Below are 25,350 nucleotides of genomic sequence, written 5' to 3'. Positions count from 1 at the left end.
ATTTTACTCCTTTTCATTTTATAGGAAAAAAGCATAAAAATACAGAAAAAAAGGGCATTTATTTGCCCTTTTCGTCTCTGACTATTCATTGATAACTATAGTTTCTTAGTTTATATTCGTAACTTCCCCTTCAACACTACGTTCAACTTTCATTTCTGTGATTGGTAAGTATCCTAATTCTTTCACGACACCTTGTTGAATATCGTCACTCAACATGTAATCAAGAAATGTTTTGACGTTTGCATCTGGTTCGCCATTTGTATACATATGCTCGTAAGACCAAATTTTCCAGTCATTTGTAGCAATATTTTCTGGAGTTGCTTCAACACCATCAATCGTTAATGCTTGTAAAGAATCATCCAGATAAGATAGAGCAAGATAGCTGATTGCTCCTGGTGTTTCTGCAACGATTTTGCGAACCGTTCCAGAAGAGTCTTGTTCTTGGGTTTGAATTGTTTCGGCCCCGTCAAGTCCCCATTTTTCAAATGTTGCCCGTGTACCACTACCAGATGCACGGTTGATCACTGCGATCTCTTGGTCTTTTCCACCAAGTTCAGACCAATTTTTGGTTTTACCAGTGAAGATATCAATCAAGTCCTGTTTGCTGATATCTTTAACACCAACTTCTTTATTCACTACAGGAGCCATTCCAACTACGGCGACTTTATGGTCTACCAATTTGCTAGCATCTACTCCGTCTTTTTCTTCAGCAAAAACATCAGAATTACCGATTGTTACAGCACCAGCTTCTACTTGGCTCAGTCCTGTGCCGCTACCGCCGCCTTGAACAGTAATCATATAGTTTGGATTTTCAGAGGTGAAACTTTCTTGTGCAGCTTGAACTAATGGTTGTAGTGCAGTTGATCCAACAGCCAAAATTTCTACATTTCCAGACGCTGCTCCTGAAGCACTTGATTCATTTGATGCTTGACCGCTATCAGCAGCATTTGATCCGCTATTTCCACAGCCAGCTAGTAATAGTCCTGTTGCTAAAATTAAGAATCCCAGTTTTTTCATTTGTTAAATCTCCTTTCGTTATATGCTTAGTTTAGCAACCCCTTGTAAACCCATGATTGATTTAAAGTAAAGAATAGATAAACCCATGTAAATCTTTTGTAAACATTAAAATGTATCGCTCGTCATTGTTCCTCTCTTTTCATTGAAGTGAAAAGAGCTTGCCTGGTTCCTTCTTAAAAAGCAAAAGGTACAAGTGCCGCTGTGTGTTGTTCTTTATGACTCCATATTGGGGCTACACTTACTTTGCTTCGCACTGGCTTCTAGCGTGTTTGCGCTAAGACGAACTTACATGCCACTCTTCGAGTGTCAATCGCAGTGATTCATTTGAATGTGACTACGCTCTCTTTGATCGCCTAGTACTGCTCATCATCTGCTCTGCCACTCTTCGAGTGTCAATCGCAGTGATTCATTTGAATGTGACTACGCTCTCTTTGATCGCCTAGTACTGCTCATCATCTGCTCTGTCACTCTTCGAGTGTCAATCGCAGTGATTCGCAGCAAAAGAGCGTCCCATTGGGACGCTCTGATGTGTTTATTGATTTGGTTGTTTCTTCATATAATTACTTAGTCGCTTCATGGCTTCTTGCAGGTTCTCTTGGCTGGCTGCGTAGCTTAGGCGTACATATCCTTCGGCTTCGGGTCCGAATGCAATCCCTGGTATGATTGCTAATTGATTTTTTTCTGCTAAATCAACACAGAATGCCATCGAATCTTGTTCATAACCGGTTGGGATTTTTGCAAATAAATAGAAAGCTCCTGACGGCTTGGCGATTTCAAAACCTAATGCTGTCATTTTTTCATAGAGATAATCACGTCGCTGACGGTACTCGGCTTTCATAACTGCAGCATCATTGATTCCTTCAACTAACGCTCTTACAGCTGCTTTTTGTGAAATCGTTGAGGCTGCCGTTACTAAATATTGATGAACTTTGATAATTTGGGCAGTTAAGGCAACGGGAGCAAAGATAAAACCAATCCGCCAGCCAGTCATTGCATGTGATTTTGATAACCCATTGATCAAAATGGTCTGTTCCGGTAAATATTCTGCGATCGATACATGAGGTGCGTCGTAAGAAAGTTCACTATAAATTTCATCACTAACGACAAACACAGGATATTTTTTCAGAACTTCCGCAAGTGCTTGAACTTCTTCACGAGAATAAACCACGCCGGTTGGATTACTAGGATAATTTAAGATAACCGCCTTGACCTGATCCCCATGCTCAATCAAAGCCCCTTCCAACATCTCCGGTGACAATACAAAATCGTTCGCTGTGGTATCTAAATAAATGGGGGTAGCGTGAGCTAGTTGAATCACGGGCTCATATCCGGGATAAATAGGTGCTGGCAAAAGGACTTTATCTCCTGGTTCCAGAATTGCTAATAAAGAAGCAGAGATTGCTTCAGTTGCACCGATAGTCACTAATACTTCTGATAACGGATCATAACTCAATTGATATTTTTCTTTTAAAAAAAGGCTTGCGGCTTCTCGAACATCCGTTAACCCGGCCATTCCTGAGTAATGGCTGTAATTTTGCTCAATTGCTTGAACACCAGCATTTTTGACATGATCCGGTGTATTGAAATCCGGTTCGCCTAATGTTAATTTCAAAATATCTGGTATACCAGATACCCGCTCATCAAATTTTCGAATCAAAGAAACAGCAATTTGATAGACTTCTTTGTTAAAACGTTGACTGACATCTGTCATCGTATCACTCCTATCCACACAAAGTTACCTTTTGTTATTGCTGTTAATCCTATCACATTTTGATCCGTAATTTAATACTTTCGCTAAAACAAAAAATAAAAAATCCATCTGTTTATATATTTGCAAACGATATTTATAAATGTTAGTATATAAACAAACAAAAGGAGATGATTAAAGTGAAAACTATTCCCGCCACCTCTTTGTCTGACTATGAACATGGGTATCGTTCCACAAAAACACATTATCAATGCCTATTCTGCGATGTTAATTATGAAAAAGGACAGATTTATCCAACCTCTGATCGCTTTTATACCGCCAAAAAATGCATCTTATTACATCTAAATGAGGTCCATGGTGGTTTACTGAATGCATTGCTGTCATTAAGTCGCGAGCAGACAGGTTTGTCAGAAAGCCAACAAGAGATCTTATCATTATTTGCGCAAGGACTCAGCGATGCCGTCATCGCGCAACGTCTAGGTATCTCTAATTCGACAGTACGAAATCACCGCTTTAAATTAAAAGAAAAAGAACGGCAAGCGAAAGTCTTTTTAAGTATTATGGCACATTTAGAGGAACAAGATTTTGTTCTTCCCCATACAGGAGCAACCATGTTGGATGATCGTTATGCAATCACCAGCGAAGAAAGAGAAAAAATCATTGCGACTTACTTCGATCAAGATGGGGTGATTCATCAATTCCCAAGTAAGGAAAAACGCAAAATCGTGGTATTGAGTGTTTTGGCTCAAAAATTTGATTCTCAGAAAAATTATTCCGAAAGTGCCGTCAATGATATTTTGAAACAGTTTATTGCTGACTACGTCACTGTTCGCCGCTATTTGATCGAATACGGATTCATGCAGCGAACCAAAGATGGTAAAACCTATTGGTTGACGGTTGCTTAGTGGGTCGCTGAAAAAGGCTGAGACTTAGCTGTTATCTGATGGTACTTTTTGATCCTAATCAGGAGTATCCTTTTCACACCTTTTGTCTCAGCCATTATTTCTATCGGTATCGACTAAACTCACACTATTACACTTACGCAAAAAAACAGTTATGCTGCAGCATAACTGTTAGTTTTCTTTAAGGAATATTTTTTTGATGATCAATTTATCAAAAAGCTGCGTTTGATTGTCTTGCTCGCCGATGACTTCGGCACTGACAGATTTTCCATCGGGCTTTTTGCGCAATTGATAGACAATCTTTCCGGTTTCTTTTAATTCATTGATCATGTCAACTACACCGCCAAAGCCTGTTTTGCGGGTAATAAAGCCTAATGCGACCATTCGTTCGTCCAAATTTTTTGCAGAAATCGTTGCCCCTGTGATCAATGCTTGCCGCATAATCTGTAAGAATTCTTCCAATCCCGCCACAGCTGGTTGATCCGGCTCTTCTTCCACTAATGGCCGTTGATCCAGTTCCTGTAAGAGTGTTTCATATTGCTCTTGTGTCAGCATGACCCCCGCCACTTTTTCACGATTGAATACATATACTGCTGTTCCCGCTTCTCTCGCTTGATTAAATACATCCATCGGAGATTTTTTTACTTCAGTGATCGAAGTAGTGGGAACCTCTAACTTCTTCAGTTCCATTCTCAACGTCCTCCTTGTCTCAACGAACACATTATAGCATAAAGTCACTGGTCGATTGTAGGTTTATTTCGACGGCTTTGCCGTTAAATTACCAAAGAATCTTCGATTCTCAACTGACTAAAAAACCGAATCAGTTTGTTTCGGTCGTTCTCCTTCTTACAAGAGAATCAATGGAAACAAACGATTCGGTTTTTTGTCACTCATCAATTTTGAGTGTCATAGCATTGATTGCTACTACGATTGTGCTTAGTGACATCAAAACGGCGCCGACAGCGGGATTTAAAATGATACCAATTGGTGCTAGGATTCCTGCAGCTAAGGGAATCGTCACAATATTGTACCCTGCTCCCCACCAAAGGTTTTGAATCATTTTTCGTCTAGTTTTATGAGCCAGCTCAAGAAAATGCAGAATATCATTAGGGTTACTATTGGTCAAAACAACATCTGCGGAATCAATCGCGACATCTGTTCCAGCGCCGATAGCAATACCGATCGTTGCCCGAGCCAAGCTTGGTGCATCATTGATACCATCACCAACCATCGCTACCCGTTGTTTCTTATTCAGATAATCAGCAACGATTCGTTCTTTATCTTCTGGCAATAATTCAGCAAAATACTCATCGATGCCTAGATAAGTTGCCACTGCCTTAGCAGCTGCTTGATTGTCTCCAGTTAACATCACTGGTGTAATCCCCTGTTTCTTCAATGTTTCGATGAATTTTACCGCCTCTGGTTTGATTTTGTCTCCCAAAGCTACGAGCCCTTCGACTTGATTGCCTTTCACCAAGTAGCTAATGGTGTTCCCTTGTTCTTGATATTTATTCAATTGGTCCGGATCAATGGTTGTCTGATACTTTTCGATCCCTTTTTGATTGACGATCTGCCATTTCTCCCCAGCAATCATCCCTTCGATCCCGATACCAGAATGCGCTTGGATTCCAGTCGCTTCCTTCGGCTGAACATTTTCCTTTTTTGCTTGCGCTAAGATGCCATCAGCAATAGGATGATTGGCCGATTGTTCCAGCCCTGCTAGATAGGCTAGTAGTTCATCTGCTGTATAGTCACCAAAGCTTTCAATTCCTGTGACCGAGAAAGTTCCTTGTGTTAAAGTACCGGTTTTATCAAGTAACAAATAGTCTAGATCATGGGCATTTTCCAGTGCATTACGATTTTTTAACAATAAGCCGTTTTTAGCAGCAATTGATGTCGAACGTGCGACAACCAACGGAATGGCTAATCCAAGTGCATGAGGACAGGCAATGACAAAAACAGTTACCATCCGATCCAGCGCTGTTGGCAAATCCGCTGCGAACACCCAAATTACAAATGCGGTAATTCCGACGACCAATGCAATATAGAACAACCATTTTGCCACTTTATCTGACAAAGCTTCCAATTTTGATTTATCCGCCTGCGCTTGACGAACCATTTCCATTACTTTTGAAAGATAGCTCTCATCACCGGTTCCTGTTACTTCAATAGTAATCGTTCCATTTCCATTTACGGAACCCCCGATTACCTTCGAACCGGACTCTTTCGCTACTCTACGGGACTCACCCGTAACTGCGGATTCATCAATCGTGGTTGCCCCTTCTTTGATGATACCGTCTGTAGGGATTTTGTCACCCGCTCGTACGATCAAACGATCATTTTTCTTCACTGTGTCCAGTGGTATCTTTTCTTCAGAACCATCTGCCTTTTTGCGAGTTACTTCATCAGGCAATAATTCAGCTAATTTTTGCAATGCATTCCCTGCATTGGACACAGCGTTCATCTCGATCCAATGTCCTAAAAGCATGATCACGATCAATGAAGCCAGTTCCCAAAAGAAGTCCATGACATGTGCGCCATGCATGAAATGATTCGCGATAAACGCGTAAATACTATAGACATAAGAGACTGTGATCCCCATAGCAATCAACGTCATCATTGCTGGACTCTTTTGCTGCAGTTCCATCTTCGCTCCGCTCAAGAAAGGCTGACCGCCATAGAAGAACAAAATCGTGGCTAAAATCATCACTAGCCAGTCAGACCCTGGAAAAGTGAACTGAAAAGGCAATTCAAGCCCCATCATAGGGGATAAAAGAATAATCGGGATTGCTAAAACCAAGGAAAGCCAAAACTTTTGTTTGAAATTCCCCATATGCATACTATGATCCATTCCACTCATGCCATGATCCATGTGGCTATGATCCATCTTACTATGATCCATCTTACTGTGATCCATCTTACTGTGATCCATCTTACTGTGATCCATTTCCGAATGTCCTCCGTCCATTTCGTTATGGCTCATCTCAAACTCCTCCTTTTTGCTGGAAAGTTTTGCGCCCTGCTGGAACGCGTTGGGGGGTGACAGAAGTTGCCTACCGTCTTTCCGCAAACAATTAAATGAACTTTTTTCATTCCATATCTTTCAAGAACAGCAGCGAGAGACTTATTCAACCGTGGCTGTGTACCCCACCTCCGTTACTTTAGCGATGATGTCTTCATCTGTAACAAGTTGTTCGTCATATTTGACTTTGGCATTGGCTTTCTTTAAATTTACCTTTGCTTTTTTGACACCTGGCACTTCAGACAATGCTTTTTCTACCCGAGCAACACAGTGGTCGCAGCTCATTCCTTCAATGTGATAGATTTTTTTCATGATTTATTCTCCTTCATTCATTGTACATTGACATTGTCCCGGTATACAGTTGCAAGCAATAGCGGCTACCGGTTCTTTTTGCGCCAGTGCCTCTTCCAACATTGTTAGATCTTCATTCGTTAGTTCCGATTCACGAATCATTTCTGCCAATGTTTGGCCGATTTTTTTTGCACAGATATGAGAGAATAAACTCTCTGTGGCACTTTGAATCGTAGCATCCTCGGAAACCAAAGGATAATAAACAAATTTTTTTCCTTGGGTTTCTGTCCGCAATACGCCTTTTTTCACTAGACGGCCTAGTAATGTTTTAACGGTTGCTGTTTTCCAGTCTTTGGATTCGCTAAGAAGTGCCGTGACTTCTTGGGCATCGGATTTTCCTAATGTCCAAATCACTCGCATGATCTCCCATTCGGAATCACTGATTTTTATAGGAGCACTTGATGATTGCATATTTTTTCCTCCTTGCTTGTTCACGATTTAAGTTTACATCCGTAATCGAAAATTGTCAAAAAAAACCTCTGCAGTGTTTGAGATCAACTGACAGAGGTCATATATTATCTATGATTAATAAAAAACACGATAACGAGTCACAGAATGGAAAGGTTTTTCTGGACGTAAGAGGATCTCCCCAAACTGAGGATATTTTTCTGTTCCAGGAACGCCTTGGGTCTCAATAGCCATTCCGCCATGGTTTGCAAAAGGTCCGGTTTTCATTGGTGCTCCTTCTTCGCCATCTCGTGTGGTATAGATGACTACAGCCGGTCGATCCGTTGTAACTGTGATGGAAACTTTTTCATCAGGGCTCGTCACTTTCAAGTCCCAGTCCTGAGTATGATCCAATAAGAATGGATCATCAAGTAATGTTGTGCCCATTTTTCGCGCTACACGAAAGTCAAACTTCGTATCAGCAACAGGTTGTTTTTTTCCTGTTGTTGTGACATCAGGATTCGTTTCAGCCACATATTCTGCATTGATTTGAACCATGTGATCATCGATTGGATTTCTAGTGTCACCGGTCAAATTGAAATAGCCATGATTCGTGGGATTATATAGTGTAGGCTGATCGGTTGTGGCATCGTAAGTAATCGTAAATGAATCATCATTTTCCAATGTATAAGTCACTGTGTATGAAACATTGCCCGGAAATCCACTATCGCCGTCTTTGCGTTCTGTCCGATAAATTACGCCAGCTGCGGTTTCTGTTTCAAATGTTTCAGCTTTCCAAGTATCGGTATCCAATCCCTTAAATCCGCCATGCAATGTATTGCCATTATCATTATCTTCTGTTTGATACTCTTTCCCGTCGATAGTAAATCGGGTTCCTGCAATTCTGCCGGCAACTGGCCCAATCGTTGCGCCATAATAACGCGCTTTCTGGTGTCCTGCGATCGTATCATACCCAACAACTAAGTCTCGGCCGCCATCAATCGGCACGATCCAATCCAGTAAGCGTGCTCCTTCCGGGCTTGTTACAAGTTTGACACCGCTATCATTTTCAACTTCATAAACTGTTCCCATTTTTTCTGTTTCTCGTTGCTGTACACTTGGCATTGACCATCCTTCTTTCTTCACTGAAATAACTTCTCATTCAGTATAGACGTTTTAGCCTCAAGACGTCAATAAGCTGAAAGCAGATTACTTTTGTTCTGAGGGAAATGCTCTTAGAATGAAATTGAAGAGAAAGAAGGAGGAACACATGATGGAACTAAAAATGTCACAAGCAGTCATCAACAAACTAGAAGGATATCATAGCAATGAGGGTGCTTTACTGCTGGATCTGGATGACGGTGTCGGACCTTATTCGAAATTAGGGATCTGTTCTCTCGATACAAGTTTTCGTTTCTTGCTGGTCTCAGACAAAGAGGTTCCCGCACCTTACACCATTACTCTCTCATCTGCGGTTGGACCTATTTATATCAAAGACTATACAGCCAATTATTTCGACCAAGAACCAAAGCTTAATTTAAATGAGCGTTTCCAATCGATTATGTTAGAAACAGAATCTGGCGTTGTCGATCGTAACGTTGAAATAATCGATTTGCGCAAACAATCCTTTTAGGGATAGATACAAAAAAAGAACGACCCACACGTGACTTTCAGCTTCAACTGAACATGTCATGTAAGGATCGTTCTTTTACTGATGGACCGAGATTATTTTTTATGCCTAGCCCGTCGTTTTCTGCGCGAGGTCCGCTGAGGGGTTTTTGATTCTGTTGGTTCCTTTATTGGCTCCTCGGTTGTTTCTAGTGAGTCGCCTGTTCTCTTAGTCAAAACTTCCTGACGAAAGCGCCGATTACCTAGAAATTTCAAGGCGCACATCAATGGTTGGCGATTCTCTCCCACCAAACCAATCAATTCAATAAATAATTCAATCCCAAATGCGGTACTAATGATCAGTAGAATAATTGCCGTATTACTGGCATAGTTCATCAACAGTGCAATAAAAGAAAATACCATTGCTAACGCATAGATTGTCAATACTGCTCCCCGATGAGTAAATCCTAAAGAAAGCAAGCGATGATGAAGATGCATTTTATCAGCAGAAGAAATTTTTTGTTTGTTGAACTTCCGTCGAATCATCGCATAGACAGTATCGGTGATTGGTACGCCCAGAATCAGCATAGGCGTGATCACGGTAATAAACGTCGCATTCTTCAACCCTTGCAATGAGAGAACGGAAATCATAAACCCTAAGAATAAAGCACCCGTATCACCCAGAAAAATCGTTGCTGGATAAAAGTTATAGGGAAAGAATCCCACGATGGCAGCGACTAAAGTAAAGATCACCATTGAAACAGCTACTGAATCAGGCAAAAAGAAGTAACTGATAATCCCAATCGTTATCAAACTGATGATCGATACTCCACTAGCCAGTCCATCTAACCCATCAATCAAATTGACAGCATTTGTGATTGCCAATATCCATAAAATTGTCATTGGCAGGCCTAACCACCCTAAATCGAATACACCGATATAAGGAATCGACACAGTACTGATCTTGATCCCCGCCACAAAATAGATTTCTAAAGCCGCTAGCGTTAACCCACAGACCTTTTGTAATGGAGAGAGCTCAAAGATATCGTCAAGCAAACCAGTCACTACAACGATCGCGGCTCCTAAGAGCATTGGCCAGACATAGTTAAATGGGATCATTTCGCGAAATTCCCAAAGCAAGGCAAAAGAGAAGGACAGGAAAATACTAAGTCCTCCTGCTGTAGGCATTGTTTTGGTGTTGATTCGTCGTTCTCCTGGGCGATCGACTGCACCAATTTTAAAGGATATCAATTTAATGATGGGCGTCAATATCAAAGATATGATCATCGTGATGAAAAGACGTACAATAAATTTAAATGCAAATTCCATCGCTCATTCTCACTTTCATTTATTTCTCCTTATTGGAAAATGTATCTTCAAGTTTTGATGAGATACGTTCCACGGGATCTTTTCGTTCTTTGATCTCTTGTCCCGATAAATATTCTTCCACAACTGCGTTGATGATGCCGCCTAAAATAATGATCGTTGCTGCCAGATTCAGCCAAATCATCAACACAATGAAACTCCCGATGATTTGATAGCCGCTGATCCTAGCAGCAAAAAAGCGGGCATATAAGCCGAACACTTGCGACAGCAACATCCAGCCCGCCGTAGCAAATACTGCGCCAGGAAGCGTTGACCGAAGTTTTACTTTGGCATTAGGCACCAACCAGTAGATTAGCATCAAGATAAACAGCAACGCAATGATCGTCAAAGGCCATTTGACAGTTTGGAAGGTAGCAATCAAATCATCTTGAATATGGAAGATTGGTTGTAGAAAGTCCAAAATGATCTTCCCTAAACCAATAACCATCGTCACACCTACGATTGCAATCATAAACAAGAGAATAATGACAAAAGAGACCGCACGAACAACAATAAAGTTCGAACGCTGATCGACACCAAACGCTTTGTTCATGGCAATTTGTAATGCATTGATGCTTTGGCTGGCTGACCAAAGAGCTGCAAGTGCCGAAATAGACAACAAGCCGCCGGAACCAGAAGTCAGCAAATTCTCAATGGCCGGTCCGATAAATTCATACACTTGACCAGGAATCAATTCTTGGACATAGGGCAGCACGTTACTAGGAGCGATTGAAAGAAAAGGCAGCAAGTTTCCGATCGCGATCAGCAATGGAAACAAGGATAGTAATAAATAATAGGCTACGACAACTGAGGTCGTTCCCATTTCAGATTCCGTGATCCGCGTTTGTGTCGTTTCTATAAATCGCATAAGCTTTTGATTGCTTTTCGCCTTATCGATCCATTTCATTTGGGGTTCCTCCGACATCCGTCCATTCTTTTCTAGTAGGTTCCTTCTTCTCCTTGAGAAGTCAAGATCCGTGGACCATCTTTTGTGATAGCTAAGCTATGCTCATATTGACAACTCAATCCACCATCAAGTGTGTACGCTGTCCAACCATTTGGATCCATCTTCATTTTCCAAGTTCCTGTGTTGATCATCGGCTCGATCGTGATGACCATCCCTTCTTTCAAGCGCAGGCCTTTCCCTGCTTCGCCATAATGAGGAATCATTGGTGCTTCGTGGATCGTTGGACCAATGCCATGACCGACAAAATCACGGACAACACCATAGCCTTCACCTTCCGCATACGTTTGGATCGCATGACCAATATCACCGATTCGATTCCCAACTTGTGCTTGTTCGATTCCCAAATACATCGCTTTTTTCGTTACTTCCATTAAACGATCGATTTCTGGGGTCGATTCACCTACGACATAACTCCAGCAAGAATCGGAGATTCCGCCTTTTAGATCAATACACATATCTACTTTGATCAGATCACCATTTTTTAATACTTTTTTTCGGGGAAACCCATGACAAATCTCATTGTTGATGCTGCAGCAAGTCGCATATTTATAATCTTCAAAGCCGATCTGTGCAGCGATTCCGCCATGGCTTTCAATATAATTTCTCACAAATACTTCGATATCCCAGCTAGTGATCCCTGGTTTAATAAACGTACGAAGTTGTTTATGAACGTCCGCAAGTAATGCGCCGGACTCAGCCATTTGATCAATCTCTCTGGCAGATTTTAATGTTATCATTTTCTCGTCTCCCTTATTTAAATTCCTCTTATTTTACCATAGAAAGCAAGAATTTTACAAAGTCTGCTGATTCACCTAAGACTTTTTTCAAGAATTGTTATTCTTGACTGGGTTTGCTATAATCAGAGAGGGTTTTTACTGTTGACCGTTAAAGGATCGGAGGACTTATTTATGACTTTAGCTAAAATCGTTTACGCAAGCATGACAGGCAACACCGAAGAAATAGCTGATATCGTTGCAGAAGCACTTGAAAATCTGGCTATTGAGGTAGATATCAATGAATGTACGCAAGTAGATGCCGATGAATTCGAAGAGGCAGATATTTGCATTGTAGCCACTTATACCTATGGTGATGGTGAACTGCCAGACGAGATCGTTGATTTCTATGAAGACTTGCAAGAATTAGACCTGAGTGGAAAAACATTTGGTGTTTGCGGTTCAGGTGACACGTTCTACGATGATTTTTGCAAATCTGTCGATGATTTTGAAGCAGCTTTTGCCAAGACCGGTGCTATCAAAGGAGCAGAAAGCGTCAAAGTTGATTTGGCTGCCGAAGAAGAAGACATTCAAAACTTAGAAGACTTTGCGAAAAAAATCGTTGCATCTCTTTGATGCGCATACATAAAAAAGCATGTATCCCACGCTGGGTACATGCTTTTTTCTCTTTACGTATGATTTAATTATTGATCGAATGACTTGTATGAAATATCAATCGGTGTTTCTCGATGAATGATATTTTCTGCGGTCTCGGTCATCAATTTTGCAATTTGGTCTTCCGTCGGATGAAGAATTCCCGAAGACATCAATGCGGCTAATCCAGTGGCAACGATCCATACACCCGTATGCAATGATTTCAGTTCGACTTCTGTTAAATCCTGATATTTCGGATCTTTTTTCACAGATTTGACGAATAAATCAAAAGAAAATTTTTGCATGGAATCGCCACCGCCATACTCTTCCAGGTAAAGCGCGCGATACAAGCGTTTTTCTTTATTCGCAAAACCAATGTAATTCAAAGTTAGATCGACGATCACGTCCCCACGTCTCTCAATGGGAAATACTTCTGTTGCTAGATAATCATAAATTTGATTGATCAAGGCACTTTTAAGGTCATCCATGTTTTTGAATTCTAAGTAAATCGGTTGGGTTGAACACTTCATTTTCGCTGCAATATTCCGTGCGGTAAAACGTGTGAATCCTTCGGTTGCGACAACTTCATAGGCAGCTTTTAAAATCTGGTCTCTAGTAATTGTTTTCTTTCTTGCCATAATTTTTTAATCTCCTTAATTCTGCTATACATCGCTTTCAGAAAAACCTTTTATTCATTGTATCATGTTTTTTTAAGATTGCAAAACAACTTTTAAGATTGTCCTAGTCCCTATTTGCTTCCAATTCAGCATGAAAAAATCTGTTTTTTTGACTTCGATTTCATTTGTTTTCAAAAAAAAATAGTGCTATCATAGAGAAAGTTATAGTTAGAAAAATTAGGAGGAATTTTAATGGTTTTACCAAATTTTAATCAAAATCTTGAGAAATATGCCCAACTAATCACAGAAGTTGGCGTCAATGTTCAAAAAGGCCATACGATCGTCATCCAAATCGCTGTTGATCAAGCACCTTTGGCTCGCCTTTTGACAAAAAAAGCCTATGCATTAGGGGCAGCAGAAGTCATCGTTCAATGGACAGATGATGTCGTTCAAAAAGAATTTCTTGCCCACGCCGACAGCGATCGCTTGGAAACGATTCCTCAATACAAAATCGATCAAACAGACGATTGGGTAGCAAAAGGTGCGAGCCGTATCAGTGTGGTTTCAGCCAATCCCGATGCATTAGCAGGTGTAGATTCAGACCGCGTAGCGACTTATCAAGCCGCCTCGGGGAAAGCCATGATTAACTTGCGAAAAGCAACCCAAGCCAACAAAGTGAGCTGGACGGTTGTGGCAGCCGCTGGTCAAGATTGGGCACAAAAAGTCTTCCCTGATGCAACACCAGAAGAAGCGCAAGACTTGCTTTGGGATCAAATTTTCAAAACAACGCGCATCTATGAAGAAGACCCTGTGGCAGCTTGGAAGAATCATGATAAAACGTTGCAAGAAAAAGCCAATGAACTCAACGAAGAACAATTCACAGCGTTGCATTATACTGCCCCAGGCACAGACATTATTATCGGCTTGCCAAAGAACCATTTATGGGAAGGTGCCGGCAGCTTCAATGCCCGTGGCGAAAAGTTTATGGCAAACATGCCAACAGAAGAGGTATTTACCGCTCCTGATAGTCGCCGCATCGATGGCTATATCTCAAGTACGAAACCATTAAGCTATGCGGGAACGATCATCTCTGGGATGAAGTTCACCTTTAAAGATGGGAAAGTGGTTGATTTCTCTGCAGAACAAGGAGAAGAAGTTTTAGCAAAATTATTAGCCATTGATGAAGGCGCAAAACATTTAGGCGAAGTGGCTCTTGTTCCTGATCCTTCACCAATCTCACAATCCGGGATCATTTTCTTCAACACCCTTTTTGATGAAAATGCTTCAAACCACTTAGCTCTTGGTTCGGCTTATGCATTCAGCTTACAAGGCGGAACAGAAATGAGCGAAGAAGAATTGGCCGCTGCTGGTCTCAACCGCAGCCAAACACACGTTGACTTTATGGTAGGATCTGCCCAAATGTCCATCGATGGAATCAAAGAAGATGGCACAACAGTCCCAGTATTCAGAAATGGCGATTGGGCTTAATACACACTAAAAAGACTGAGAGGATGAATCATTCTCTCAGTTTTCTTCTTCTTAAAAAAACTGACTGTCAGAATAAGCGAATAAAGTAAAGCGGTTTATAAAAAACCTTCTTCCCACGGTTTTTTCCGTAGTAATCTGTGGCTTTTTTTGATAGAATTTAGTTTGATAGTCTTTGATAAGAGAGGATGAATACCATGACACCAAACCGCGAAGATTATTTGAAGCTCATCTTGGAATTGGGCGGTGATCAGAAGAAAATCAACAACAAACAAATCGTTTCTGGTCTGGATGTGTCTGCTGCTTCAGTAAGCGAGATGATTTCTAAGCTTTTAAAAGAAGGCTTAGTGGAACACTCTCCTTATCAAGGCGTCCAATTGACCGAAAGCGGACTAGCTTCGGCAAGTGCTCTCATTCGTAAACATCGTTTATGGGAAGTATTTTTAGTGGAGCATTTGAATTATTCTTGGAATGAAGTCCACGATGATGCGGAGGTACTTGAACATGTCACATCAGGGACATTGGCTGATCATTTAGAAGCCTATCTAGGACATCCTAAGTTTTGTCCTCACGGCGGAATGATCCCCGAACAGGGACAACCCGTCCACGAAGGAGAAAAAACGACGATGAGTGCTTACCCTGTCGGGACAAAGATCCGGATTGCTCGCGTGTTGGATGAACGGGAATTGTTGGACTATCTGGTAGCCATCGACCTGAATATTCATGAAGAGTTTGAGATCATTGATACGGCTGCCTACGAAGGACCGATCACCATTAAAAATGCGGATAAAGAAATTGCTGTCAGTTATAAAGCAGCTAGTACGATTTTTGTAGATAAATTGTAAGGAGTGAAAACGATGGAAAAAAAGGTGCTTTTTACTATTTTTGGCGGAACCGGTGACCTTGCACAACGCAAACTTTACCCTTCCCTCTTCCGTTTGTATAAAAAAGGCGATCTTAAAGAGGATTTTGCTGTAATCGGTACGGCTCGTCGTCCTTGGTCAGATGACCATTACCGTGAAGTTGTTATGGGAACGATCGAAGATTTGATCGAGTCAAAAGAACAAGCTGAGACTTTCGCTTCACATTTTTATTATCAGTCTCATGATGTGACAGATACCACTCACTATGACTCATTGAAAGAGCTTGCAGATTCTCTAGATCAGAAGTATCAGCTTGAAGGAAACCAACTGTTTTATCTGGCAATGTCTCCAAACTTCTTTGGTACCATCGTCTCACATTTAAAATCACAAGGCATGCTTGAAACCGAAGGCTACCATCGTGTGGTGATTGAAAAACCTTTCGGAAGTGACTATGCCTCTGCGAAACAATTGAACGAAGAAATCAATCAAGTTTTCAGTGAGCAAGAGATCTATCGAATCGATCACTATCTAGGAAAAGAAATGATCCAAAATATTTCTGCAATCCGTTTTGCCAATAATATTTTTGAATCGCAATGGAACAACCGCTATATCGACAATGTTCAAATCAATATCGCTGAAGATCTCGGCGTTGAAGAACGCGGCGGCTATTATGATAAGAGTGGTGCCTTAAAGGATATGGTCCAAAACCACATCTTGCAGATTCTCTCTTTGCTAGCTATGGAACCACCAGTCGCTTTCTCAGAAAAAGAACTCCGTACAGAAAAAATCAAAGCATTGAATGCGATTCGCATTTATTCAGAAGAAGAAGTCAAAACCAATTTTGTCCGCGGACAGTATGCTCACGGGCAATTAGAGGATCAGCAGTTTGCTGGGTATCGTGAAGAAATGAATGTTGCGGAAGATTCTGCCACCGAAACATTTGTCGCAGGCAAGTTTTTGATCGACAACTTCCGCTGGTCAGGAGTCCCTTTTTATGTACGCACAGGGAAACGTTTAACAGAGAAAGGCACCCGTATCAATATCGTTTTCAAGCAAGTTCCAGTGAATGTTTTCAAGAAAGATGTGACTGATTGCGAAAGCAAGAAGAAATTAGCACCTAATGTCTTGACGATTTATATTCAACCGACGGAAGGCTTTTCACTTTCTCTAAATGGCAAAGAAATCGGTCAAGGATTCGACACCCTTCCTGTTAAACTAGATTACCGCAATAGTACTGAAATCGTAGAAAATACGCCAGAAGCCTATGAAAAATTGCTCTTAGATGCTTTGAATGGGGACGGCACCAACTTTACTCATTGGGACGAAGTTGCTCAATCATGGCGCATCGTCGATGTCATCCGACATGCTTGGGATAAAGAAACACCTGATTTTCCGAACTATTCAGCAGGGACCATGGGACCAAAAGCCGCCTATGATCTATTAGCAGCTGATGGCTTTGAATGGATTTGGAAACCAGATGAATGGTATCGTGAACGGAACTTACTAAATAATCAATAAGCAGCAGCCAATTGGATGGGTAAAAAAACAGCCAATTGGCTGTTTTTATTTTTGCTCCATTCGCTATAATAAAACGAAAGACTAAAGGATGTGAATCAATGAAACAAGTATTGACCATTGCTGGCTTAGACAGCTTAGCAGGTGGTGGTGCCACTGCAGATATCAAGACCTTTGAAGAATTCAATACCTTTGGTCACATGGTGCTCACTTGTGTCGCAGCCATCAATGAGGAAATCACCATTTATGATATCCCTCCTGCAACGCTGAAGGACCAATTAGCTTCAGTTACAGCTTTCACCCGTTTAGCAGCCATCAAAATCGGCCTATTACATACACTGGAAACGATCGAATTAGTGAAAAATTTCCTAGTGACCCAAGACTGCCCGATCATCTTAGATCCAGTCTTAGCTTTTAAAGAAGGACAGACAAAAGCCAATCAAGAGTATCAACACGCCCTGCAATCCTTATTTTCTTTAGCCACTATCGTTACTCCCAATTTGGTTGAAGCAGAATATTTCGCAAATCAAGCCATTACTACTCGGGAAGAAATGAAGATAGCTGCCAAAAAAATCAAAGCACTTGGGCCTGCTTTTGTGTTGATCAAAGGTGGCGCTCGTCTGAACGGGCAGCAAGCCTGCGACCTGCTCTATGATGGGGATGACTTTTTCTTTTTTGAGACACCAAAATCACCCAAACAGACAACGAACGGCGCCGGTTGTACGTTATCCGCTGCCATCGCTGCGCTCTTGGCTACTGACCGCTCAATGACAGATGCTGTACAGCAAGCCAAAGACTTTGTTTTTGCCGGCATTGAAAATGGGCTACAGCTGACAGAATCTTTAGGAAATGTCGATCAACTTGCTTATTTTAGGAAAGGAGTTACCTCATGTCTACCAAGAAACTAACAAGGTTAGCTATGCTGACAGCACTGACTACCGCTCTTTCTTTATTATTTGTCCTGCCAGTTCCTCAGACAAAAGGTGTCGTGACCCTTTGCGAAGCCGGCATCTATACCACGGCTCTTTTATTAGGCGGTCCTTCAGGTGCGATCGTCGGCAGCTTGAGCGGCGGAATGATCGACTTTTTGTCCGGTTATCCAGAATGGGCATTGTTTTCTATTTTGATCCATGGCTGCCAAGGCTACATTACTGGTCGTTTTCGTCACTATCCCCTGCTGGCACTTTGTTTGGGAAGCGTGACGATGATTTTAGGCTATGCCGCAGCAACGACCATCATGTTTGGCTTTGGAGCAGGCATTGCTTCGATTCTCAGCAATAGCCTTCAAAATGTTTTTGGTATATTGGTAGCATTTCCGCTTGTCAATTATTTAAAACGAACGCAAAAATTTTCTTTGAATGAGAGGTAAGATTCCAATGAATGATTTTCATCAACTTAAAAATGACTTAGTAACCATCACAACTGAAGTAATTGACGCAGCACACTTAACGCAAAATGATTTATTTGTTTTAGGCTGTTCTACTAGCGAAGTCGTTGGCGGGATGATCGGCAAAAACTCCAGCGAAGAAGTAGGCTACATCATTATTAAGACCATTAAAGAGGTGTTGGATCCGCTTGGCATTCGCTTAGCGGTTCAAGGATGCGAACACTTGAACCGTGCATTAGCTGTAGAGCGTAGCACTGCTCAGTATTATCAATTAGAAGAAGTGGCAGTTGTCCCTGCACTTCATGCGGGAGGTGCTTGTTCTGTAGCGGCATTTCGCTTGTTTGATGATCCCGTTGAAGTGGAGCATATCGTTGCGAAAGCTGGCATCGATATTGGTGATACTGCCATCGGCATGCATGTCAAACACGTACAGATCCCTATTCGGCCAAGTATCAAAACGTTAGGTGCAGCTCATGTGACTGCATTAGGCTCACGCCCCAAATATATCGGCGGACCGCGGGCACAGTACAAAGTATCTGCTATGTGACGAAAGATTCAACAAAACCGAAGGATACCTGCTAAGCTTCTTGGACGATTCGTCCTTCGCGCAAGATTGCGCATCGCTTTTCAGAGATAGCCTTCGGTTTATTTGTCTTATCTGTCGCATTTTTCCCGTTGTTTTTGCTAAATTTGTTGATAAATCAAGGCCCTCAGCGATTGATCGACTTTCTCCGCAGCGAGCCGCCCCTCTCGAATTGCCCAAATCACTAAGCTAGGACCTCTTTTTGCATCACCAGCTACTAAAACCCGTTCATTATTGGTTGTATAATCATCATAGATTTCACGTACATTGAAGGTGTCTAACAAGTGTGTTTCTGGACCTAAGAAGCCCATTGCCAACAAAACTAAATCGGCTTTCATCACTTGCTCTGTACCAGAGATTGGCTGAAAATTCTCATCTACTTTGACTGTTTCGATCCCAATCACCTGTCCCCGTTCCGCTCCTACAAAAGCAGTCGTCGAAATGCTGTGATACGTATGTTCCTGTAGAACCGCAGCAACTTCTTCCTGACCATACCCGATTTTAGCTGTCATTGGGTATTCAGGCCATGGATTTTCAGCTAAACGCTGTGGTGGAAGCTGTGGCGTGATTTCCAACTGACGAACAGAAGCAGCCCCTTGGCGCATCGCAGTCCCTAAGCAATCATTTCCGGTATCTCCGCCGCCGATCACGACCACGTGTTTGCCTGCCAAGGATTCATTCGCAGCTTTTCCATGGTTCAATACCTCTTTGGTTGCTGCTGTCAAATAATCAACAGCAAACTGAATCCCTGTCAAAGACCTTCCTGGGATCTTTAAATCCCGCGGAACACTGGCGCCAGTAGAAATAATAACACGATCATAAGCAGCTTCTAATTCTTCAGCAGAAATGTCGCGGCCGACTTCGACATTCGTTAGGAACGTCACGCCTAGTTCTGCCATCAAATCGATTCTGCGCTGAACCACTGTTTTATCTAGTTTCATATTAGGGATGCCATACATCAGCAACCCCCCGCAACGATCACTGCGTTCATAAACCGTCACTTGATGACCTAACTGATTCAAGCGCCAAGCAGCGGATAGACCAGCTGGTCCACTGCCAATGATGGCGATTTTGAAACCAGTTGCTGCTTGCGGTTCTCCCGATGCTCGGACCCAATCATTCTCAAATGCAGTGTCGATAATGAAACGCTCATTGTCATGAATCGTGACCCCGCTCCCATTTAGTGCCTCCGTGCAGCCTTTCTCACAAGGAGCTGGACAAACCCGTCCGGTCATTTCAGGTAATGGATTCGTTTTCGCTAACCGTTCAAAAGCCGCTTGAAACCTGCCTTGATAAACAAGATCATTCCATTCAGGAATCAAATTATCGTTGGGGCATCCAGAAACTGTCCGTTGCCCGCCATAGAAAGAACCGGTATGACAAAAAGGAATGCCACAATTCATACATCTTGCTGCTTGTTCTTGCCGCTCACTTGCCGGCAATGGTTCTTGCAGTTCTTGCCAATCAGTGATCCGCTCTGCTACCGGACGATACGGATTTTCTTTTCGAGGGTATTTTAAGAAACCAAAAGGATCTGCCATACTAGTCATGCTCCTTTCCTGGGATCGTCATCTGAGGACCGACAACTGACTCAAAAGCTTTAGCGATCAGTTCATCTCCTGAGAGACCTTGTTGCGCCAATTGATGAGTCGCTTCCACCATTTGATGATATTCCTTAGGATAAACTTTGATGAACAACTGCTTATGATAGAGCCAATCGCTTAGAATCTCGGCTGCTTTTAAGGAATCTGTATAGGCAAAATGGTTCTCGATCAATTCTTTCAATACCGCATCATCCCCGCTCTCATCTACCTTAAACAATTCCACCATTTCTAAATTGCATTGAGCAGCAAACGCTTGCTCCGGATCGTACACATAGGCGACACCTCCAGACATGCCAGCAGCAAAATTGCGGCCCGTCTTGCCTAGAATAACAGCGACACCTCCAGTCATATACTCGCAGCCATGATCGCCGATTCCTTCTACAACCACTTTGGCTCCGCTATTTCGAACACAGAAACGTTCTCCTGCCAGACCTCTGAAATATCCTTCTCCTCGATTTGCCCCAAAGCAAGCCACATTACCTACAATGGGCGACTGTTCAATATCATAACTAGCATCTGCTGGCGGTACAATGATCAAACGGCCACCACTCAATCCTTTGGCTACGTAATCATTGGCTTCTCCAACCAATCTCAGCTCAAGTCCTTGCGTTGCAAAGGCACCAAAACTTTGACCCGCAATTCCTTGATAATTGAATTGCAGCAATCCTGGAGGAAGTTCATAGTTCCCAAAGCGTTCTGCAATCCATCCCCCTATGCGGGCACCAACAGAACGTTGAATATTGTTGATCGGTTGACTGATAGCAACAGGATGTTGTTTTTCAATTGCTGCTTTGGCAAAACTATCCAATTCTGGCCATTGTCGTTTCTCCAAAAAAGGATCCGTCACTTTACGTGCAATCGGAAGTGTCGTACCCAAGATGCGAGCGAAATCCAATGATTTTGCTTTCCCTTTGGCAATGAAACGAGGTACCAAGACTTCTGTGTGCCCCACCATCTCATCAATGGTACGAAAACCCAGTTCTGCCATGATTTCTCTGAGGTCTTCTGCTAAGAAAAACATAGTATGAATAATATGTTCCGGTTTACCAGCAAAAAACTTTCGTAAAGCTGGATTTTGGGTGGCAATACCCACGGGACAAGTATTCAGACTGCAGACTCTCATCATCACACAGCCGATCGCAACAAGGGCCAATGAAGCAAAACTGTACTCTTCAGCACCTAAAAGTGCCGCAATCGCAATATCCCTTCCCGTCATCAATTTACCATCCGTTTCTAAGGTCATCCGCTGACGAAGATGATTGAGTGCCAATGTTTGATGAGCTTCTGCTAACCCCATTTCCCAAGGCAAGCCCGCATCTCTGATGGAATTGCGGGGAGAAGCACCGGTACCGCCATCATAGCCTGATATTACAACAACATCAGCACCTGCTTTGACAACACCGGTTGCAATCGTTCCAACACCCGTACTGGCAACCAGCTTCACATTGATTCGCGCATAAGGGTTGATGGTCTTTAAATCATGGATCAATTGTGCCAAATCTTCAATCGAATAAATATCGTGATGAGGAGGTGGTGAAATCAAGCGAACCCCAGGGGTTGATCCGCGAATCTCAGCGACCCAAGGGAAAACTTTATTTCCAGGCAGTTGACCGCCTTCACCTGGCTTCGCTCCTTGAGCCATCTTGATCTGCAACTCATCGGCACTCATTAAATACTCCGCATTAACTCCAAAACGTCCAGAAGCAACTTGCTTGATCCGACTATTGTAATTTTTGCCGTTGACCGCTTTGAAACGCTCGCGATGTTCCCCGCCTTCTCCACTATTTGATTTAGCTCCGATGGCATTCATTGCCTCAGCAATACATTTATGAGCTTCCTCACTTAGCGATCCATAAGACATTGCTCCTACTTTGAATCGTTTGACGATTTGGACAGCAGGCTCTACTTCCTCCAATGGAATTGGCTGACGCGAAGGTGTGAACTCCCATAGTGAACGAAGTGTCGTGGGTGTGCTTAAAGCCTCTTGATTCATGACAGCTGCATACTCCTTGTACAACTGATAATCTCCTGTGCGCACCGCTTTTTGAAAGTGATAGATGGTTTTGGGATTAAAAAGGTGATGCTCACCTTCTGCTTTAAACTGAAAGCTGCCTCCCGAATCTAGATAATCCTGTTGTTTTTCACCATAGGCAGCTTCGTATCGCTCAAAATACTCTTGTTCGATTTGTTTCAACGACAGGCCGCCAATCCGAGAAACAGTTCCCGTAAAATAAACCTCAGTGACTTGTGGTGAGATACCGACAGCTTCAAAGAGCTGAGCACCATGATAACCGGCAATAGTTGAAATTCCCATACGAGACATAATCTTTATGAGTCCCTTCTCACAGGCCTGTCGATAATTTTCGACATGATCACTCATGTCATAATAATGCAGCGTTTCGTAAGCCCCGTAAGGATGAATCCCACTGGCACCGTAGCCAACTAACATAGCATAGTGATGAACTTCGCAGACTTCAGCCGTGTCAACAATGAGTGAGGCAAGCGCTCGCTTTCCTTTTCGCACCAAGTAATTATGCAAACCCGAAACAGCCAACAAGACAGGAATTGCCATCTTACCTAGTTGTGGTGCAATGGGTTCGCGATCACTTAACACGAGAATCGTAGCCCCTTGATCAATTTTGGCTTCACTTTCTTTAAAAAGAGTATCCAATGCATGGTGCAGTGTTTGCTGCTCATTGCCAGTCACAGAATAAAGAGTAGAGAGGACTGCCGCCGATTGTTGTTTCTGACTTAGATGTTTGATCTTCAGATACTCGCTTGTGGTTAAAATCGGACTAGCGATTTTTAATTTATGGCAATTTTGGCTAAGATCTTTTGTAACATCGCCATCTCGTCCCAGAAATAATTCTGTACCGATCACTAGCTTTTCGCGAATCGCGTCAATTGGTGGATTCGTTACCTGTGCGAATTGTTGCTTAAAGTACGTAAAAAGCGACTGGGGACGTTCACTTAAGATTGCTAATGGTGAATCAAATCCCATGGAGATAACCGGTTCCTCTCCTGTCTGAGCCATAGGGATCAGCAGTGTCCGGATGACTTCGTCGGTGTACCCGTGAAGTTTCCATAACCGCTGTAGTGTCTCTGTCGATAATCCATCAGAAAAAGGGGGTTCTGGTAAGTCATCCATCGTTAACAAATTTTCTGTCAACCATTCGCGATAAGGATGAGCTTGCGCATATTTTTCTTTGATCTCTTTATTTCTCAAAATCAAGCCATTTTTGGTATCGACCAAAAACATATTGGCTGGACCTAAAACCCCTTTTTCAATTACCTCTGCTGCGGGTAGATCAACCACCCCTGATTCGGATGCTACGACAACTAAGCCATCCCTCGTAATTGAATAGCGGGAAGGCCGCAACCCATTGCGATCCAAAGCAGCACCCACCAGCTCACCATCCGTAAAACAAAGCGCTGCCGGTCCATCCCATGGTGCCATAAAACTAGCATTGTACTCATGAAAAGCAACTAGTTCTTCTGGCAAACCGGCTTCTTTCGACCAGGCTTCAGGTACCATCATCAAAAGCGCCTGAGGTAAATCTCTCCCTTGGCGATACAAGAATTCCATGCAATTCTCAAGTTTTGCGGAGTCCGAATTTTCCTCATCATAGACTTCGATTTGATGACTATGCATCCAATTTTCGGCTCCTCTTAACGTATTGATTTCCCCATTATGGGCTAAAAAACGAAAAGGCTGCGCGCGATTCCAGCTAGGAAAAGTATTGGTTGAAAAACGAGAATGAGTCAATGCGATACTGGAAGTCATACGCGGATCTTGTAAGTCCGTATAAAACAGTCCGACCTGATAAGCATGTAACATGCCTTTATAGACGATTGTTTGGCTAGAAAGACTGCAGATGGCTAGTTCCTGGGCTGCATAGTTTTTTTCTAATTGTCGCCGCAAATGATACAAACGGTCCTCAAAATCTCTTCCGACTGTCACATCGAGAGGTTTTTCAATAAAGAATTGACAAAAACTAGGCATCACTTTTTGTGCTCCTGGACCACATTGCGAATAGTCATAGGGAACTTCCCGCTGCCACAACACCCGAAATCCCATTTGCTGAATATCCTGAGCAACGGCCTTTCTTAATTTGACTGCGGATTCTCGTTCTTGCGGCAAAAAAAACATGCCTACTGCATAGTGACCTTTCGGCGGTAAAACAATCTCTGCCGCTAAAGCAATTGCTTGAAAAAAAGGATCAGGTAATGCCATCAACACACCAGCACCATCCCCTGTATCTGGTTCGGCTCCTGTTCCGCCACGATGATTCATTCGTTCTAACATCGTCAACGCATTTTCAATCAGTTTTCTCGAGTATAATCCATCTTTTTGTACGATAAAGCCCATGCCACAAGCATCACTTTCAAAACGAGGATCATACATTAATGTCTCTTTTTCCCTCATCCCCTCATCCTTTCTTTAAATATTCTGAATATTCCAATTTTTAACAGTTTACCTTTTCTATGTAAATCTTGCAATCTTTTTCTGCAAGTTGGTCTAGCTTTCTCTCAAAAACGCTGAACGGGTAAAACCGATTGGGACAAAGCAAGCACGATTGCCTAGCGCTGCATTTTTGTCAC

22 protein-coding genes are annotated in these 25,350 nt (G+C 42.4%); 9 read left to right on the top strand and 13 right to left on the bottom strand.

Going from position 1 to position 25,350, the window contains the following annotated elements; all coding sequences use genetic code 11:
- Positions 1–105: 105 nt before the first annotated feature.
- Positions 106–1,017, bottom strand: coding sequence for a phosphate ABC transporter substrate-binding protein PstS family protein (locus tag EGX73_RS09705; protein ID WP_005471921.1), 912 nt, complete (start codon positions 1,015–1,017; stop codon positions 106–108).
- A 532-nt stretch (positions 1,018–1,549) separates the two neighbouring features.
- On the bottom strand, positions 1,550–2,728 hold the full coding sequence (locus EGX73_RS09700) for a pyridoxal phosphate-dependent aminotransferase (RefSeq protein WP_123866906.1): 1,179 nt from the start codon (positions 2,726–2,728) through the stop codon (positions 1,550–1,552).
- A gap of 167 nt (positions 2,729–2,895) precedes the next feature.
- Here EGX73_RS09700 and EGX73_RS09695 point away from each other — a divergent pair, with 167 nt between their 5' ends.
- Positions 2,896–3,630 (top strand): DUF2087 domain-containing protein, encoded by a 735-nt coding sequence (locus EGX73_RS09695; RefSeq protein ID WP_040013708.1) that lies wholly within the window; start codon positions 2,896–2,898, stop codon positions 3,628–3,630.
- 168 nt (positions 3,631–3,798) lie between these two features.
- Here the strand turns inward: EGX73_RS09695 and EGX73_RS09690 are convergent, their stop codons facing one another.
- From EGX73_RS09690 to EGX73_RS09670, 5 genes are all read right to left on the bottom strand, one after another.
- The gene (locus tag EGX73_RS09690; protein WP_123866905.1) at positions 3,799–4,317 is read right to left on the bottom strand and encodes a type II toxin-antitoxin system Phd/YefM family antitoxin; all 519 of its coding nucleotides are present in this window, start codon (positions 4,315–4,317) and stop codon (positions 3,799–3,801) included.
- A 196-nt stretch (positions 4,318–4,513) separates the two neighbouring features.
- Entirely contained in the window at positions 4,514–6,610 is a 2,097-nt protein-coding gene (locus EGX73_RS09685; protein ID WP_123866904.1) for a heavy metal translocating P-type ATPase, read from the bottom strand.
- A 141-nt stretch (positions 6,611–6,751) separates the two neighbouring features.
- Complete coding sequence (gene copZ, locus EGX73_RS09680) at positions 6,752–6,961, bottom strand: copper chaperone CopZ (protein ID WP_003127666.1); 210 nt, start codon at positions 6,959–6,961, stop codon at positions 6,752–6,754.
- Between the two features lie 3 nt (positions 6,962–6,964).
- Positions 6,965–7,411 carry a CopY/TcrY family copper transport repressor gene (locus EGX73_RS09675; protein ID WP_003127665.1) on the bottom strand — a complete coding sequence of 149 codons (447 nt, stop codon included), beginning with the start codon at positions 7,409–7,411 and terminating at the stop codon, positions 6,965–6,967.
- 114 nt (positions 7,412–7,525) lie between these two features.
- The gene (locus EGX73_RS09670) at positions 7,526–8,512 is read right to left on the bottom strand and encodes an aldose epimerase family protein (protein ID WP_005471910.1); all 987 of its coding nucleotides are present in this window, start codon (positions 8,510–8,512) and stop codon (positions 7,526–7,528) included.
- 145 nt (positions 8,513–8,657) lie between these two features.
- Here EGX73_RS09670 and EGX73_RS09665 point away from each other — a divergent pair, with 145 nt between their 5' ends.
- Positions 8,658–9,020 (top strand): iron-sulfur cluster biosynthesis family protein, encoded by a 363-nt coding sequence (locus EGX73_RS09665; protein ID WP_003127663.1) that lies wholly within the window; start codon positions 8,658–8,660, stop codon positions 9,018–9,020.
- Positions 9,021–9,112: 92 nt separating this feature from the next.
- Here EGX73_RS09665 and EGX73_RS09660 read toward each other — a convergent pair whose 3' ends face one another.
- From EGX73_RS09660 to map, 3 genes are read right to left on the bottom strand one after another with little or no spacing between them, the layout of a single operon-like run.
- Positions 9,113–10,324, bottom strand: coding sequence for a glycosyltransferase family 4 protein (locus EGX73_RS09660; RefSeq protein WP_003127662.1), 1,212 nt, complete (start codon positions 10,322–10,324; stop codon positions 9,113–9,115).
- A gap of 19 nt (positions 10,325–10,343) precedes the next feature.
- Positions 10,344–11,267 (bottom strand): YihY/virulence factor BrkB family protein, encoded by a 924-nt coding sequence (locus EGX73_RS09655; RefSeq protein WP_003127661.1) that lies wholly within the window; start codon positions 11,265–11,267, stop codon positions 10,344–10,346.
- 32 nt (positions 11,268–11,299) lie between these two features.
- Positions 11,300–12,064 carry a type I methionyl aminopeptidase gene (gene map, locus EGX73_RS09650; protein ID WP_003127660.1) on the bottom strand — a complete coding sequence of 255 codons (765 nt, stop codon included), beginning with the start codon at positions 12,062–12,064 and terminating at the stop codon, positions 11,300–11,302.
- A 171-nt stretch (positions 12,065–12,235) separates the two neighbouring features.
- On the opposite strand from map, the gene EGX73_RS09645 reads away from it, so the two are divergent.
- Positions 12,236–12,676: a flavodoxin gene (locus EGX73_RS09645; protein ID WP_003127659.1), complete on the top strand. Its 441-nt coding sequence runs from the start codon at positions 12,236–12,238 to the stop codon at positions 12,674–12,676.
- Positions 12,677–12,744: 68 nt separating this feature from the next.
- Here the strand turns inward: EGX73_RS09645 and EGX73_RS09640 are convergent, their stop codons facing one another.
- Complete coding sequence (locus tag EGX73_RS09640) at positions 12,745–13,332, bottom strand: TetR/AcrR family transcriptional regulator (RefSeq protein ID WP_003127658.1); 588 nt, start codon at positions 13,330–13,332, stop codon at positions 12,745–12,747.
- A 231-nt stretch (positions 13,333–13,563) separates the two neighbouring features.
- Between EGX73_RS09640 and EGX73_RS09635 the strand changes: the two genes are divergently transcribed.
- The 6 genes from EGX73_RS09635 to EGX73_RS09610 all read left to right on the top strand — a co-directional run bounded on the left by EGX73_RS09635 (position 13,564) and on the right by EGX73_RS09610 (position 19,108).
- The gene (locus EGX73_RS09635; RefSeq protein ID WP_003127656.1) at positions 13,564–14,799 is read left to right on the top strand and encodes an aminopeptidase; all 1,236 of its coding nucleotides are present in this window, start codon (positions 13,564–13,566) and stop codon (positions 14,797–14,799) included.
- Between the two features lie 194 nt (positions 14,800–14,993).
- Entirely contained in the window at positions 14,994–15,641 is a 648-nt protein-coding gene (locus tag EGX73_RS09630) for a metal-dependent transcriptional regulator (RefSeq protein WP_005471905.1), read from the top strand.
- A 12-nt stretch (positions 15,642–15,653) separates the two neighbouring features.
- Complete coding sequence (gene zwf, locus EGX73_RS09625) at positions 15,654–17,177, top strand: glucose-6-phosphate dehydrogenase (RefSeq protein WP_003127654.1); 1,524 nt, start codon at positions 15,654–15,656, stop codon at positions 17,175–17,177.
- Positions 17,178–17,275: 98 nt separating this feature from the next.
- On the top strand, positions 17,276–18,082 hold the full coding sequence (thiD, locus tag EGX73_RS09620; protein ID WP_005471903.1) for a bifunctional hydroxymethylpyrimidine kinase/phosphomethylpyrimidine kinase: 807 nt from the start codon (positions 17,276–17,278) through the stop codon (positions 18,080–18,082).
- The gene (locus tag EGX73_RS09615; RefSeq protein WP_041119487.1) at positions 18,064–18,543 is read left to right on the top strand and encodes an ECF transporter S component; all 480 of its coding nucleotides are present in this window, start codon (positions 18,064–18,066) and stop codon (positions 18,541–18,543) included. The genes thiD and EGX73_RS09615 overlap by 19 nt, the downstream gene beginning before the upstream one ends.
- Position 18,544: 1 nt before the next feature.
- Positions 18,545–19,108: a TIGR01440 family protein gene (locus EGX73_RS09610; protein ID WP_029487175.1), complete on the top strand. Its 564-nt coding sequence runs from the start codon at positions 18,545–18,547 to the stop codon at positions 19,106–19,108.
- Between the two features lie 137 nt (positions 19,109–19,245).
- On the opposite strand, the gene EGX73_RS09605 is transcribed toward EGX73_RS09610, so the two are convergent.
- Both EGX73_RS09605 and gltB read right to left on the bottom strand, forming a co-directional pair.
- Entirely contained in the window at positions 19,246–20,685 is a 1,440-nt protein-coding gene (locus EGX73_RS09605; RefSeq protein WP_029487176.1) for a glutamate synthase subunit beta, read from the bottom strand.
- Position 20,686: 1 nt separating this feature from the next.
- Positions 20,687–25,174 carry a glutamate synthase large subunit gene (gltB, locus tag EGX73_RS09600; RefSeq protein WP_029487177.1) on the bottom strand — a complete coding sequence of 1,496 codons (4,488 nt, stop codon included), beginning with the start codon at positions 25,172–25,174 and terminating at the stop codon, positions 20,687–20,689.
- Positions 25,175–25,350 lie beyond the last annotated feature (176 nt).

This window comes from Enterococcus sp. FDAARGOS_553, from assembly GCF_003812305.1.
Lineage (GTDB): Bacteria > Bacillota > Bacilli > Lactobacillales > Enterococcaceae > Enterococcus_D > Enterococcus_D gallinarum.
The sequence above is the reverse complement of the archived record's forward strand: the minus strand, read 5'-3'. Positions and strand labels throughout refer to the sequence as shown.

Bases quoted from the DNA above. Each gene is read 5' to 3' on its own strand.
- EGX73_RS09655 (WP_003127661.1), bottom strand. From the start codon at position 11,267: ATGAAATGGATCGATAAGGCGAAAAGCAATCAAAAGCTTATGCGATTT.
- EGX73_RS09660 (WP_003127662.1), bottom strand. From the start codon at position 10,324: ATGGAATTTGCATTTAAATTTATTGTACGTCTTTTCATCACGATGATC.
- map (WP_003127660.1), bottom strand. From the start codon at position 12,064: ATGATAACATTAAAATCTGCCAGAGAGATTGATCAAATGGCTGAGTCC.
- EGX73_RS09605 (WP_029487176.1), bottom strand. From the start codon at position 20,685: ATGGCAGATCCTTTTGGTTTCTTAAAATACCCTCGAAAAGAAAATCCG.
- copZ (WP_003127666.1), bottom strand. From the start codon at position 6,961: ATGAAAAAAATCTATCACATTGAAGGAATGAGCTGCGACCACTGTGTT.
- EGX73_RS09700 (WP_123866906.1), bottom strand. From the start codon at position 2,728: ATGACAGATGTCAGTCAACGTTTTAACAAAGAAGTCTATCAAATTGCT.
- EGX73_RS09675 (WP_003127665.1), bottom strand. From the start codon at position 7,411: ATGCAATCATCAAGTGCTCCTATAAAAATCAGTGATTCCGAATGGGAG.
- EGX73_RS09630 (WP_005471905.1), top strand. From the start codon at position 14,994: ATGACACCAAACCGCGAAGATTATTTGAAGCTCATCTTGGAATTGGGC.
- gltB (WP_029487177.1), bottom strand. From the start codon at position 25,174: ATGAGGGAAAAAGAGACATTAATGTATGATCCTCGTTTTGAAAGTGAT.
- EGX73_RS09645 (WP_003127659.1), top strand. From the start codon at position 12,236: ATGACTTTAGCTAAAATCGTTTACGCAAGCATGACAGGCAACACCGAA.
- EGX73_RS09685 (WP_123866904.1), bottom strand. From the start codon at position 6,610: ATGAGCCATAACGAAATGGACGGAGGACATTCGGAAATGGATCACAGT.
- zwf (WP_003127654.1), top strand. From the start codon at position 15,654: ATGGAAAAAAAGGTGCTTTTTACTATTTTTGGCGGAACCGGTGACCTT.
- thiD (WP_005471903.1), top strand. From the start codon at position 17,276: ATGAAACAAGTATTGACCATTGCTGGCTTAGACAGCTTAGCAGGTGGT.
- EGX73_RS09615 (WP_041119487.1), top strand. From the start codon at position 18,064: ATGTCTACCAAGAAACTAACAAGGTTAGCTATGCTGACAGCACTGACT.
- EGX73_RS09640 (WP_003127658.1), bottom strand. From the start codon at position 13,332: ATGGCAAGAAAGAAAACAATTACTAGAGACCAGATTTTAAAAGCTGCC.
- EGX73_RS09670 (WP_005471910.1), bottom strand. From the start codon at position 8,512: ATGCCAAGTGTACAGCAACGAGAAACAGAAAAAATGGGAACAGTTTAT.
- EGX73_RS09695 (WP_040013708.1), top strand. From the start codon at position 2,896: ATGATTAAAGTGAAAACTATTCCCGCCACCTCTTTGTCTGACTATGAA.
- EGX73_RS09690 (WP_123866905.1), bottom strand. From the start codon at position 4,317: ATGGAACTGAAGAAGTTAGAGGTTCCCACTACTTCGATCACTGAAGTA.
- EGX73_RS09635 (WP_003127656.1), top strand. From the start codon at position 13,564: ATGGTTTTACCAAATTTTAATCAAAATCTTGAGAAATATGCCCAACTA.
- EGX73_RS09665 (WP_003127663.1), top strand. From the start codon at position 8,658: ATGATGGAACTAAAAATGTCACAAGCAGTCATCAACAAACTAGAAGGA.
- EGX73_RS09705 (WP_005471921.1), bottom strand. From the start codon at position 1,017: ATGAAAAAACTGGGATTCTTAATTTTAGCAACAGGACTATTACTAGCT.